This is a genomic window from Streptomyces sp. NPDC057702 (assembly GCF_042799315.1).
Lineage (GTDB): Bacteria > Actinomycetota > Actinomycetes > Streptomycetales > Streptomycetaceae > Streptomyces.
The window spans coordinates 1-12,763 of record NZ_JBHVJC010000011.1 but is presented as its reverse complement, the minus strand read 5'-3'; the positions used below and the strand labels follow the sequence as shown (position 1 = coordinate 12,763).

Here is a 12,763-nt window from a genome sequence, read left to right as displayed (position 1 = left end):
CTCTCGCGACGCGGGCCGGCCCCGGCCGGCCCGGGCGCGATGCGCCTCGGGTCGGCCGGGCGGTGCGGTGACTGCGGGCCGCGGCCCTCACCCTCGTTCTCAGTTCGGCGGTGCCCACCCACCGCCGGTGGTCCCGTCGCCATCATCCCCGGACGAGACCCGGCGGCCCCGGGGCTGGTCCGGGCCGCCCTGGTCGCGCGAGACGCGCCGGCCGCGCGGCCGCTCCGGTTCCTCGGGCTGGGCGGCCGGGGCGGGCCCGGCCTGGGGCTGCTTCGGCTGGGGCGGCGGCCCGACGGGAGCGCTCGCGGTGCGTGTGGGCCTGCCGGGGCCGCTCGGGGAGGCCGTGGGCTGGGTCGGGGCACTCGGGCGGGCCGGGGGCTGTCCGGGGGTGCCCGACTTCGGCGGCCACGGGACGGGCCGGATCTGCCCGCGCTCCTGCATCGAGTCCCACCAGGCGTCCGCGGACGCGGGCGGCGCGTCCTTGGGCGCCAGCCGCTCGCGCTCGCGGTCCGCGTCGTCCAGCTCGCGGTCGTGGTCGAAGCGCTTGTTGGTCTTGAGGGCTTCGGCGTGCTTCTTGTCCATGGCGAGCTTGGCCTTCCTGGCCTTGATCTCCTTCCACCGCCCGGTGAGTTTCGCCATGGCGGGGTTCTCGTAGTCGTGACCGAACCGGGTCTTGGACAGGCCGTAACGGGCACCGTGCTTGGCGGTCGTCGCGACGGCGCCCCCGGTCATCGAGGCGGCACCGGCGACGCCCTTGGCGGTGCCCTTCACCGCGCCTGTCGCCACGCTGCTGGAGACGCGTCCCGCCTTCGACGCCATGGAGCCGACCAGTTTCTCGCCCTTGGCCACCGCGCTGTTACTGAGCGCGTTACCGGTCTCCTTGATTCCCGTCGCGTCGTCCGCCCCGGCTATCTGTGGGCTGAACTTTCCGGCGATCAGGTTCTTCAACATCTTCACGATCGCGATCGTGACGAGGATCAGCATCAGCAACTGCAGCAGCAGTGGGGCGCCGGTGGTCAGGATGATCTGGTAGAAGAACAACTGGATAGTGAGGATGACCCCGAATCCAGCGCGTAGCACAAAGGAATGCGCGAACGTCTCCAACCAGCCTTTCAGCAGTTTCTGTTGGGCCGGGTGCATGGCGATGGTGGCGACCAGCGGAAGCAGGATCACCAGGATCAGGGTGACGGCGTGCCACAGCAGGGTGAGGAAGCTGAGCACGATGACCATGACGCCCACGAACAGCGAGGCGATGATCGAGTACGTCGCGATGCTCAGCCGTGATCCCGGCTTGGAGCCGCGCCACTGGTCGAAGGTGGCCGGGTACTCCTTGGCCACCAGGATGCGCAGGTTGACCCACTGGCACTCCTTCCAGGAGTCCAGTCGGCTCGCCTTGCTGTCATCGCCCAGGTCGAACCAGCGGGCCAGGTCGGGGTTCTCCTCGGCGAGGGACTTGTCCCGCCACTCGCACTTCATGTTGCCCGGGTCCTTGCCCTGGAAGTTGGGCCCCGCGTTGTCCTGGTGCGTCACGGCCTGCGCCATGAGATGACGTACGCGCAGGTCCTTGCACCGCGACTTCGCGTCGTCCCCGAAGTAGCACAGTTCGTCACCCTTGTACGGCAACACTCCCTTGCCGGGGCCGCCGAACTGTCCGATGGCCCAGGGGCGGAACACCATCGTGTCGTACATGGCACAACTCGACACGCGGACGCCCCGGTTGGGTACGTCGCCCACGTCGCAGGGTGCTTCGGGACTGCCGGTGGCACTGCCCAGGACCACTTCCATGAGCGCCGCGTTGCCCTGGGCCACCCACTTGTCCGCCGCGGCGACGAACCTGACCTGGTTCTGGTCCACCAGGAAGGCCGTGACGCCGATGGCCACCGCGGCGGCCCAGGCCACACCGGCCCACACCGCGCGCATGTCGCCCCTGCGGAGCCTGGTGAGGGCCCAGATGCCGGTGAGGACGATCATGACCGGGACCATCTTGCGGAACACGCCGTGGTTCAGGCGTTGGACGGCGCTGGACTCCTTGGGGTCCCCCACCTCGTCCAGGCCCATCTCCCTCATCTGGTCCGCCTCGTCCTTGGACGTGGGGGTGTAGGGCTCGACCGTGCCGTTGTAGAGCGGGGACAGCGGGCTGGTGGCGGAGGCGTACTCCTTGATGCTGATCGAGATGCGCGAGAACAGCTTGGTGCCCTCGAACATGAACTGGGCGATGTCGTTCTGGATCTCGTTGGTCCAGCTGCAGCTCTCGCCGTCGTGGGCGTCGCCGAACCAGCCGCCGTCGCCCTTCTTCGGGTCCTGGGCCTCCTTGCGGTTGCGCTGGGTCATGGACCAGTTGAGCCCGCGCATTCCGGCGAGCTCGTAGACGGTGTACTTCTGCGCGTCGCCGGGGAGTTCGACGTCGCCGGTGAAGAAGTTGTCCCAGTCGCTGCCCCTGTTGCTGCTGTCGCCCTGCCACTGCTTCATGGCGGGGATCATGGCCTCGGAGCCGGAGCCGGGGAAGTCGGCGTGGTGGTTGTGGCTGTCCTCGGTGAAGTCGCAGGAATCGAAGAGCGCCTGCGCGCTCTGGTTCGGCACACCCATGCCGAGAGCGACGACCGCCAGGATCAGGAACAGCCCGGCGCGCGCGATCACCCCGGTTTTGGTGAACACCTTGCGTGCGGTCTTCAGGGACCGTCGCTTCGACATGACTAATCCTTCACAAGACGCTGCGCGTCGGCCGCCGCACCCGCGGCGGCGGGCTCGGACGCCGTGCCCGTCAGGGCCGCGTCGGCGGCCGCTTCCTGGATGTAGGTCCACTCCCATACGTTGAGTGGCGGATCGATGCCCTGACGGGCGGGGCGCGTGGTGCCGTTGGTGTCCGTGGCGGCGAGGATCTCCTTGAACACCAGGTCCACGGCGACGGTGCCCAGGCGCTTGTCCACGTCACGCTGGAGGCACACGCCGGTCCGCAGCTCCTGGAGGGAGTTGACGACCTTGGCGTCGTTCTCGGCACGGCCGAGCAGGGGCGCCACCAGGGCCGCCTCCTGCGAGGACTTCTGCTTGAAGGCGAAGACCGTGTGGATCTGGTTGGCGCCGCCGCTGCGGGCCTCGGAGTCCTCGATCTGGACCAGGTCGATGGCCTGCTGGGTGATCAGCACGGTCACGGCCAGATAGGAGCGGCCCTGCTTGAGGGCGCGGCGCATCAGGTCGCGCCCGCTCTCGGTGGCGGTGACCACGTACGCCTCGTCGACGAACAGCGCCTTGGGCCGCAGGCCCACCTCGCCGGTCACCGGGTTGGCCTCGTAGCCGACGTCCAGCATCTGACTGCCGAGCTCCACCACGGCCATCAGCGCGGTGGCCGCCAGCCGCTCGGCGGGGTTCCAGTTCTTCGGGTCGGTGGCGGCCGGCGACTGGTAGCCGCGCAGGGTGATGACCGTACGGCGCTTGCGCACGCTGGACATCGGGCGGGGCGTCTCGGCGAAGGCCAGCCGGGCGTAGGGCAGGGTACGCAGTTCGGTCAGGAGCATCTGCGCGAGCTTGAGCTCCTTGACGGCGTCCCGGTCGCCGTCGGCCACGGCCCGGTCGTAGGCGAGCAGCACCTCGTCCACGACCTGCCACAGGGTGGGTCGCCGCACCTTGGACTCGGCGTCACGACCCGAGTAACCCTCCTCGACGGCCTGCCGCACCGCCGAGTTGTACTGGCCCACCACCGTGGCCATGGCCTCGATGACCGGCAGCCGCACCCGCTGGTAGTCCTCGTCGCCGAGGAAGCCGCGCAGCATGCTCTCGGCCAGCAGGCGGCCCGCCGGCACGTCGCGCGCGATGACCCACGGGTCCAGGACGCCGGCCTGCCCCTTGAGCAGGTCGACGACCTCGGTGTCGTCCCAGAACTCCTTGTTCACCGGCTGGAAGCGACTCTGCGGGGTGCCGAGGATGCCGGCGTCGGCGTCCGCGGAGAAGTTCGCGTCGTTGACCTGCGAGCCGAACGCCAGGTAGTAGCAGAGCTGGGCGAAGTCGGTCTTGGGGTCGATGACCAGGCAGCGGACGCCGGACTCGGACTCCTCGTAGAACTTCTGCAACGCCAGCGAGGACTTGCCGCCGCCGGAGGCGCCCACGATGGCCACGCCACCGCCGTCGTTACGGGCCGGGCCGACGTGCAGCGAGTAGTGGACGGGCATCTTGCCGGCCCAGCCGACGAGGTTGCCGACCCAGCCCAGCCGCTTGCCCGAGCGGTACTCGGGGTTGTCCCCGATCTCGGTGCCGGCGGTCGGCAGGCCGGCGCCCATCTGCTCGACCTCCTGGAGGCGCAGGTAGGGCGCGATGGGCAGCTTGGGCGCGTCGCCGGGCAGCTGCGACTGGAGCAGCCGCCACTGCTGTCGGCTCGGGCGCAGCAGGGTGACCTTCAGGTCCTGCTTGAACTGGAGCTCCAGGACGCGCCGGCGGCGTTCGAGCTCCCGTACGTCGGGCGCGGAGATCGTGAAACGGATCTGCGCCTCCATGCCGGGCATCTTGTGCTCGTCGATGTCCTCGCAGAGCGACTTGGCGCGGTTGACCTGGGAGGTCAGCTTCGCGTCGGGGGTGCGCCCGCCGTTGGTCATGTCGTTCATCTCGTCGACGAGGTTTCCGCGGATCTTGTCCGCGCGGTCCTTGAACCGCATGAACGGGATCAGCGTGAAGCGCATGTCGATCTCGACGGGGAACTCCACGTTCTGCGCCGCGTACCGGGCCCAGGCCGTGCTCTGCCGGAAGCGGGTCTCGGCCGGCCAGTTCGCCGCGACGAGGGTGGTGGTGTAGCTGGTCTGCCGTTCCCCGGTCTCCTCGTGGTACTGGTGCAGGACGATGTGCGTCTTCTTGTTCTCGCCGGCGAAGTCCACCACCAGGTCGAACTGGTTCGGGCCCCACGAGCGGCTGCCGAGTACGGGCTCGGGCGGCACCGGGAGGTCGCCGAAGAGCGGCTTGCGGATGAGCCAGACCAGTTCCTCGCGCGAGATCGGGCTGCCGCCGAGCCCTTCCAGGCTCTCGTGGACCTCGGCGGCCACCTGGGTCCAGTGCGCGAGCACGGACGGGCTCAGGTACTCGTCGGAGACCCCGCTCGCCACAGCCGCCGCCTTGTCGGCCACGCCGCTGACCCCGCGCAGCAGGCCGCCGCCCGCCTCGGGCTCCTCGTCCTCCTCCAGGACGCCGCTGCTGCCGCGCTTGAAGCTGCCCAGCTTGACGAGCAGGACGTTGCGCTCGCGCATCGCCCCGATGCGCTCCTGGTACTCGGCCTTGCGGTAGTTGTACGCCTTGTAGTTGTCGGTCGGGTCCCAGGCGACGGCGTTCAGGTCCTCGGCCCAGGTGAGCGCGGTGATGGGCTGGTAGACCTTGCGGTAGTGGCATTCCACGTTGCGCTCGCTACGCGCCAGGCTGAGCAGCGCGCGGGCCGGGCTCTCCGCCATGCTCTGCAGCTCGGTGGCGTTCAGGTACTCGTCGATGGAGGTCGGCAGCACCAGGCCGGTCCAGACCGAGTCGCCGTGGATGAAGATGACGTCGTCGGCGTAGCGGTAGGGCAGCCGCAGGTCCTCGCGTCGCGACTGCGCGGAGCCGGCCGACGACGAACCGGTGCCCCGCGCCTTTCCCTTACCACCCTTGGCCTGTCCGCCCTTTCCCTCCTTGGACGACAGGGACACGGTGATGAAGGCGAAGACGAAGAACACCAATGCCGCAGCCGGAATCAACAACAGCATGGATGACTCATCCCTGAGGAGGTGTGGTGGACGGGACGTTCGGGGCCTGGTCGGCCCTGCCCGTGGAGAATGGAGTGCCCTGTCGCGCGTAGGCCGCCCGCGCCGCCTCGTGCCGCTGCCGCCAGCGCGGACCAGGTGCCCAGAGGATGACCTGCCAGCGGATCTCCTCCGGTTCCTGGTCCGCGCCCAGGCCCTGCAACTTCTTGGGTTGGAACCAGTAGTCGGCCCAGACCACCACTTCCTGACTGAGTGTCAGGGCGGACGGCAGCGGCTTTCCCCAGACGAAGTAGATGCCGATCGGGGGGCCGAAGTAGAGCAGGGAGGTCAGCATCGTCAGACCGAGGAACGGCACGACGGTGGACACCAGGGTGAGCAGGACGAACCAGCCGATGCCGAAGGCGAAGGTGGCTCCCAGCGCCGGCAGCAGCAGGCCGGGAAGGGGGATGTTCCCCCAGTTCCAGATGCGCTTCGGACGCGTCAGCAGATCGGTGTGGTCGTACGCGACCAGAGGCTCGGGAGCATCGTCCGCCACGGGGAACCTCCCCCCTTTCGTTGGGTGCTGACGCGGACCGCTTCGGTGGGTGAGCGGGGGCGGCGATCACGTGAGTGGCCGCTCCACACCCGTCTGTTACGCGTCCTCGGCTTCGCCGCCGCCGGTGCCACCGACGTCCTCGCCCAGGTCGAACAGCACGTCGGCCAGACCGGCGGCGCCCGCGATGAGCAGCGTCGCCACCGCGATCAGACCGACACCCTGGAACGCCTCGCGCATCCCGTCGCCGTTCTTCACCGACATCAGGAGGCGGATGCCGAGGAACATCAGGGAGAGGGTGACCAGCGTGATGCTGATGGGCTGGATCACGCCCATGATGTTGTCGGTGAGCGCGCCGATGTCCTTCGCGGCGAGCGTGCGCGCGTTTGGCTGTCGCATTTTCTACCCTTTCGACTGCGTGGAGATGATGCTCGGGGGAATCAGAGCACTCCCCCGCCGATTCACTAAGCTCTCAGCGCCGACTAGCGCTTGGGCGACCCTTTTTTGTTGTCGGTGTCGCCCGACAGGGTCTCCGGTGATGCCGATGGAGAACTGGCATTACCGCCCTCGGATTCGGGTTCGACGACCTTCGCCGCGCCGCCCTCACGGTCGGGGACGGCTCCGCTGATGTCGTTGATGAACCATCCTTGAGCCGTGTTCTCCAGGGTCACCCGATAGGAGCGGACAACATGGGCGCCATCTGGCTGGGCCCATTGCACTGAAACGTTCGCCCGAATCAGTTGTCCTGGTGTGTAGTTGATTCCCTCGTCGGGGTCCTTCCCGGCGGGAGCGAGTGCCTCCACCGAGGTGACGGACGGCTTCTGCAAGGTGTCGCGCAGCCCCCGCTTGGTCCGCGACGTGGCCTCGGCCGTGGTGAAGCGGGAGAGCGCCGTCGTGTCCGAGGCGCCCCACGCCCGGAAGAACCCGGGGAGTACCCGGCTTTCCAGTTGTGCGGAAAGCGCGTCGTCGACGTTCGCGTCACCGAGTTCCGGAGCCTTTCCGCCGGGCGCCAGCGGCATGGTGCCGACGTCTCCCACCACGCGCAGTCCCTGACCGGTTTTCAGGTCCTTCGCGTACACCGGGACGACAAGCGAGGTGATGTTCCCGGTGCTCATACGAACCTGGACGCCCATGTACCGGCCGTGGTTCCCGTACTCCGGAATAGCTTCGTAACTGCCGTCCCAGTCCGCGGCTACCGCGGTCTGCGAGCCCTCTCCGGTCCATCCGCAACTCGGGTCGACGCCCGCGGAGATGAAACGGGAAAGGGCCACCTTGCGGTTTTCCGCCTCCTTCTTGGAGAACGTCATGCACACCAGCGCGTACTGCTCGGCGAAGGTGGCCGCCGTGTCGAGGGGGAATTCCGTGAGCTTGTACCGCTTGACGTCGTCCTTGGACAGGGCGGCCGTGCGGTTGTTACCGGACTTGCCGATCATCAGGCCCGTGACGGTGCACGCGCCGAGCGCGAACAGACACGTGGTGGCCAACACCGTGGCACGCAGCGCGATGTGGGTGCGTCGGCCGCCGGCCGGGATGCGCCCACCGGGCGCGGGCACGGTGAACGCCGCGCCCACCGCGCCGGTCGCCCTGCCCGTCGGCCGTCGCTTGTCGGGCGTGGCCTCGGTCGGGCCCGACCGGCCCGCCGTGCTCGCCTCGGTCGGCGTCGGGCCGGCCGAATCGGCGGCCCCCTCCCCGGCGGTGGAGCCCTTCTTGCCGGACTTCTTCCCGGCGGAGTTCTTCCTGGCCAGCGCCCGCTCCTTGCGGACCGCGCGCTTGCGTTCCACCTCGGCCTTGCGCTCCTGCCGGAGCCGGTCGCGCTTGGCCTTCTTGCTCTCGGTGGCGTCGCCCGTCTCGCGCGGCGGCAGGGTGGGAACGGCTGCCTGGCTCGGCGGGACGGCGGCCTGTGGCGCGCTGCGCACCCAGGCGGCGGCGACCTGGGCCCGCGCCGCGTCGGAGGGCGTCTGTTGGGGGTAACCCGCGTACCGCCGCGCCTGCGGGTCCGCACCCTGGTGGGTGCCCTGGCCGTGCGGCCCGCCCTGTGACGCGCCGCCCTGATGGGGAGTCGCGGAGGGCGCACCGAAAGATGCGGGGTGCCCTGGCGCCTGGCCTCCGCCGACCTCGCCAGCATCGCTGTTGTGGTCTGTCATCGAGTCGGTGTCTCCAACGGTCTCTGTCTGCCGCCTACCGCGGACCCCGGACCATCTGCCGGGTGACGTCGGCAGTCTGGCAAAGAGGTGTCACACCCCCGGCCCGACTGTCCTCAAGCGGGACGCCAGGGACAGACTTTGGGGAAAGTGGCGAGGAAAGGTGGGCCGCGCGCGAGGGCGGCAGGCTGGCCGGCTGCTACACGCATGGACGACCATGCGGGCGGGCCGAGGCCCGCCCGATCACCCGACCGTATCGAAGGACAAGCGTTGAGCGAGCAGCACGGGACCTCCTCCCCCCAAGATCCGCGTGCTCAGGGGGGCACTGGACCTCACACGACCGCGCCCCCGGCGCACCACGCCCCGACCCGGGAACCGGCGGAGGAGGCCACAGCCGCCCCACCCGGCCAACAGCCGCCGGCCGGGTACCCGGGCACTGCGCAGCCCACGACACAGCAGTATCCAGCCACCCAGCCGCACGCGACGCAACAGGGTTACGCGACCCCGGCGCAGCAGGCACAGCCGGCCCAGCAGGGTTACCCGGGACCGCCCGCGGGACCCCAACAGGGTTACGCGCCCCAGTCCCAGGCGCCGACCGGGCCACCCACCGCGACCCACCCACCGGCGCGGCAAGCAGGCCCGGCGCCCTCCCAGGCACACCCCCCGGCACCCCAGCAGGGTTACCCGCAGCCGCAGCACCCCGCGGCCCAGGACGCCCCCCAGCCCGGCCAGCCCGCCCAGCACGTCACCCAGCCGGGCGCTCCACAGGAGTACGCCACCCACCCGCAGCCCGCGTACGGGGCGCCGCAGGAGGCGTACCAGCAGCCGGTGTCACCCGGGATGCCACAGCCGGTCGTCGCGGCTCCGGGGATGGGCACGGTCCAGCAGTCGCTGCCGCAGATGTCCCAGGCCGAGCGGGCGTGGGTGGCGGGGTACAAGCCCGGCGACCCGTGGCAGGCGACCCTGTGTCTCCAGTCGCCGCAGGGCATCATGACCTTCCCGCTGACCCCCAACACGCTGCCCGACCTGTTGGACGAGCTGATGCAGGTCGCGCAGGAGCAGTTGGGGGTGGACCTCGGTCCCGACGAGGAGCCGGCCGAGGCCGACGAGGAGGCGCAGCCGGCACCGGCCGCGCGCCCGGCGGGTACGGAGGGCAACCGGTGGACGCGGCTGTCCGGTTGGGCGACAGTGCACGACCTGTGGGAGAGAGAGGACCCGACCGCGCGCATCATCATGTTCGTGGGCGTCGCCGCGCTCGTCCTGCTCGGCGTCATCCTCGCCTGAGCCCGCCTCCCCCACTCCGGCCCGCGCCGGCGTACCGCGCCCGCCCCGGGCCGGGGAGCGCACCGCTTTCCCCACCCACTTCCCCCTTGGGGAAAGAGCGCCGAGGCGCTGCTACACGCGACTCCTAGCGTGGCCAGGTCACCTCGCTCACGCGACCAGACTCACCCACGCGACCAGACGGCGTCTGACAAGGGAGTTCCACGGCGATGGAGTTGGATGCGAGCCAGAAGCGCAAGGGGTATCTGGCGCTGGGTGTGCTGGGCCTCCTGTTCGTCGCCGTGTTGCTGGTCTTCACCCTCGTCGACGACGGCGAGGGGGGCGGTTCCGGGGCGGGTGACCGGCGACCGACCGCGTCGGCCGAGCCGGGTGACGAGGCCGGCGCGCCACCGGGCAGCGGTCCGGGGGCCGGCGACGACCCGGGCGCCGGCGGTGAGACCGGTGACCTGCCCGATCCGCGACCCGTCGTCCCGCTGGCGCAGGTGGCCAAGGCACACCAGGTCATGGCGGACTACATGGCCGGCGTCAGCACGTACGACCACGCCAGCGTGTTGAACACCTGGCGGCGCCCGCTGGCCAAGCTGATCGCCAACGAACCCTCCATCCGGGACGAGACGGCGCTGCCCACCGGCAAGGAGTGGGACCTCTGCAAGGCCGAGCGGTGCTCGTCGCGGGCCAGGGCGACCGTGGTACGGGACGCGCTGGTCTCGGACGACCTGACCCGGGGCAGCGGTCAGCAGATCTCCACCGTGGTGCAGCTGAGGACCACGCGCACCGCGAAGGGCGAGACGAGCACCGAGACCAACCTCTGGCTGGTCACCGCGGAGAACCCGGGCGGGTCGGACTGGAAGGTCTCCGGCTTCAGCCTCTTCGGGCTCGGCGACGCCGGCGCTTCCGACCAGGCCGGATAGCGAGGTACCGATGGCGGCTCCCCTGGCCATTGCGCTCAAGAAGCTGGGCACGATGGCGGCCAAGAAGTTGGCCGCCTCGGTCGCCGGCAAGGCGCAACCGAAGAAGAAGAAACACGGTCTGGGCGGCGGCTGCGGATGCGGCTGTCTGATCGTCGCCGTCGGCGCGCTGGTCGCCGTCATGATGATGACGATGCTCTTCGGGGGTGGCGCGGGCGGCTCGGCCTCCGCCGCCCAGTGCACGGACTACCGGGAGGCCGCCAACGGCGGCAACACGGGCCCGGAGGCCGCGACCAACCCGATCATGCCGGGCAAGGGCATGTACACCCCCAGCGAGGCCGCCCGCAACGAGATCCCGCCGCGCATGATCATGGCCGCGATGCGGGCCGCCGCCCGGTACGACGGGCTGGACTGGACGCTGATCGTCGGCCAGATGTACCAGGAGACCAAGTACGGCCAGGACCCCTCCGCCGCGCCGGGCGGCTCCAACAGCGCCGGCTACAAGGGCATCCTCCAGTTCGGCGACCCCGCGTGGCAGGACTACGGCGACGACGGCAACGACGACGGCAAGAAGGACCTCTACAACGTCGACGACGCGGCCTTCGCGGCGGCCAACTACCTGCACGCCGAGAAGGCGGAGACGCAGGCGGCCGAGGCGCTGCGGATCTACTCCGGCTCGACCACGTCCAACACCATCTACATGCGCGTGGTGCTCACCCAGGCCGCCCGCTACCGGGGCTCCTTCACCAGCGACCAGGACCGCATCAAGCGCTGGTACGACCACCTCAAGACGACCATCAAGAAGAACCCCGACTTCCCCACCCTGGGCCAGCAGTCCGACATTCCCGAGCCGGTCGGCAACGACGTACAGATCTCCCAGGCGCGCGGCATCAAGCCGGTCGAGCCGCGCAAGTGGTCCACCCCGGCGCTGCCCGAGGACGGCGGCTCCTCGCGTCCCTCGACCGTGCCGGCCGGGTTCACGACGCCGCGCGCGGACGGCGCCGGGACGCCCGCCATGGCGCCGGCCGCCTTCTCCAGGCCGCTGGCCCGCCCGGAGCCGCCCGACCCGGACGGCGACAGCGGCAAGGACTGGCAGTGGCCGCTGAAGGAGGGGACGTACCGCGAGGGCACGCCCTACCACAAGCAGGGCTCGCACTGGAGCCTCGGCTACCACACCGGCTTCGACTTCGAGGCCGACCCCGGCGTCCCGATCTACGCCCCGGCCGACGGCACCGTGAAGAAGGCCGGCGCCGGCGGCGCGTACGGCAACCAGACGAACATCGAGCACGCGGGCGGGGTCGTCACCCTCTACGCCCACCAGACGAAGATCAGCGTCTCCGTCGGCGACAAGGTCACGCGCGGCCAGCAGATCGGCACCGTGGGCTCGACCGGCAACGTCACCGGGCCGCACCTGCACTGGGAGGTCCGCAAGCCCGGCGTGGATGACCCGTTCACCCCCGGCCAGGACGAGGGTCCGGGCATGGTGGACCCCAAGGCGTGGATGGAGGGCAAGGTCGTCGCCGACCCCGACTACGGCACCACGCCGGAGGACGGCGGCGAGGACGGCGAGAGCAAGGACAACCGGTACGCCGACTGCGCCGAGCAGGCGGGCGGCCCGGGGGTCGCCCCGGACGGCGCCGGCAGCACCGGCGTCCTGCCCAAGGCGGACGACCCGGTCATCCGGCAGGTGCTCCGCTGGGCGCAGCGCGGCCTGGGCACCAAGTACGTGTGGGGCGCCCCGCGCCTCCAGGGTGAGAACCCGACGAGCTTCGACTGTTCGAGCTTCACGCAGTGGGCGTACTACCAGGCCAGCGGCGGCAAGATCAACATCGGGTCCACGACCCGGGACCAGCAGCCCAACCTCAAGGCGCACGAGGTCAAGCTGTCCGAGGCGCAGCCCGGTGACGTGATCTTCTTCCGGCCGCAGAGCGACGGGACCTCCGGCCACGTGGGCCTGGTCTGGGACCCGGCGGGCAAGAAGATCATCCACGCGCCGAACAAGAACGAGGTCGTCAAGTTCAGCACCTGGGACGTCCAGGACGAGATCACCGGCGTCTACCGGGTGGCGATCCCGAAGGGCACGGACCCGGTGGAGGCCGGCAGCCCGGGCGACGAGCGGGCCGCCTGAGCGGCGCGCTGGGCGGGCCTCGCGCGGGCGGGCGTCGTCCCCCGGCCCGGTGCGCGGGCCGGGGG

General features: G+C 70.3%; 8 protein-coding genes. 3 read left to right on the top strand and 5 right to left on the bottom strand.

Annotation, left to right across the window (positions count from 1 at the left end; genetic code table 11):
• Positions 1 to 99 precede the first annotated feature (99 nt).
• From ACFVFR_RS10095 to ACFVFR_RS10075, 5 genes are all read right to left on the bottom strand, one after another.
• The gene (locus tag ACFVFR_RS10095) at positions 100 to 2,691 is read right to left on the bottom strand and encodes a hypothetical protein (protein ID WP_383699418.1); all 2,592 of its coding nucleotides are present in this window, start codon (positions 2,689 to 2,691) and stop codon (positions 100 to 102) included.
• 2 nt (positions 2,692 to 2,693) lie between these two features.
• Entirely contained in the window at positions 2,694 to 5,711 is a 3,018-nt protein-coding gene (locus tag ACFVFR_RS10090; RefSeq protein WP_383699416.1) for an ATP-binding protein, read from the bottom strand.
• A gap of 7 nt (positions 5,712 to 5,718) precedes the next feature.
• Complete coding sequence (locus ACFVFR_RS10085) at positions 5,719 to 6,243, bottom strand: hypothetical protein (protein WP_383699414.1); 525 nt, start codon at positions 6,241 to 6,243, stop codon at positions 5,719 to 5,721.
• A 96-nt stretch (positions 6,244 to 6,339) separates the two neighbouring features.
• On the bottom strand, positions 6,340 to 6,639 hold the full coding sequence (locus ACFVFR_RS10080; RefSeq protein ID WP_383699412.1) for a hypothetical protein: 300 nt from the start codon (positions 6,637 to 6,639) through the stop codon (positions 6,340 to 6,342).
• Between the two features lie 83 nt (positions 6,640 to 6,722).
• Positions 6,723 to 8,384: a conjugal transfer protein gene (locus tag ACFVFR_RS10075; RefSeq protein WP_383699410.1), complete on the bottom strand. Its 1,662-nt coding sequence runs from the start codon at positions 8,382 to 8,384 to the stop codon at positions 6,723 to 6,725.
• A gap of 825 nt (positions 8,385 to 9,209) precedes the next feature.
• On the opposite strand from ACFVFR_RS10075, the gene ACFVFR_RS10070 reads away from it, so the two are divergent.
• The 3 genes from ACFVFR_RS10070 to ACFVFR_RS10060 all read left to right on the top strand — a co-directional run bounded on the left by ACFVFR_RS10070 (position 9,210) and on the right by ACFVFR_RS10060 (position 12,698).
• Positions 9,210 to 9,665, top strand: coding sequence for a hypothetical protein (locus tag ACFVFR_RS10070; RefSeq protein ID WP_383699408.1), 456 nt, complete (start codon positions 9,210 to 9,212; stop codon positions 9,663 to 9,665).
• A gap of 206 nt (positions 9,666 to 9,871) precedes the next feature.
• The gene (locus ACFVFR_RS10065) at positions 9,872 to 10,573 is read left to right on the top strand and encodes a hypothetical protein (RefSeq protein WP_383699406.1); all 702 of its coding nucleotides are present in this window, start codon (positions 9,872 to 9,874) and stop codon (positions 10,571 to 10,573) included.
• A 10-nt stretch (positions 10,574 to 10,583) separates the two neighbouring features.
• On the top strand, positions 10,584 to 12,698 hold the full coding sequence (locus tag ACFVFR_RS10060) for a peptidoglycan DD-metalloendopeptidase family protein (protein ID WP_383699404.1): 2,115 nt from the start codon (positions 10,584 to 10,586) through the stop codon (positions 12,696 to 12,698).
• The last annotated feature ends 65 nt before the right edge of the window (positions 12,699 to 12,763 follow it).

Excerpts from the sequence above, each read along its gene's own strand:
- ACFVFR_RS10095 (WP_383699418.1), bottom strand. The coding sequence starts at position 2,691 with ATGTCGAAGCGACGGTCCCTGAAGACCGCACGCAAGGTGTTCACCAAA.
- ACFVFR_RS10060 (WP_383699404.1), top strand. The coding sequence starts at position 10,584 with ATGGCGGCTCCCCTGGCCATTGCGCTCAAGAAGCTGGGCACGATGGCG.
- ACFVFR_RS10075 (WP_383699410.1), bottom strand. The coding sequence starts at position 8,384 with ATGACAGACCACAACAGCGATGCTGGCGAGGTCGGCGGAGGCCAGGCG.
- ACFVFR_RS10080 (WP_383699412.1), bottom strand. The coding sequence starts at position 6,639 with ATGCGACAGCCAAACGCGCGCACGCTCGCCGCGAAGGACATCGGCGCG.
- ACFVFR_RS10065 (WP_383699406.1), top strand. The coding sequence starts at position 9,872 with ATGGAGTTGGATGCGAGCCAGAAGCGCAAGGGGTATCTGGCGCTGGGT.
- ACFVFR_RS10090 (WP_383699416.1), bottom strand. The coding sequence starts at position 5,711 with ATGCTGTTGTTGATTCCGGCTGCGGCATTGGTGTTCTTCGTCTTCGCC.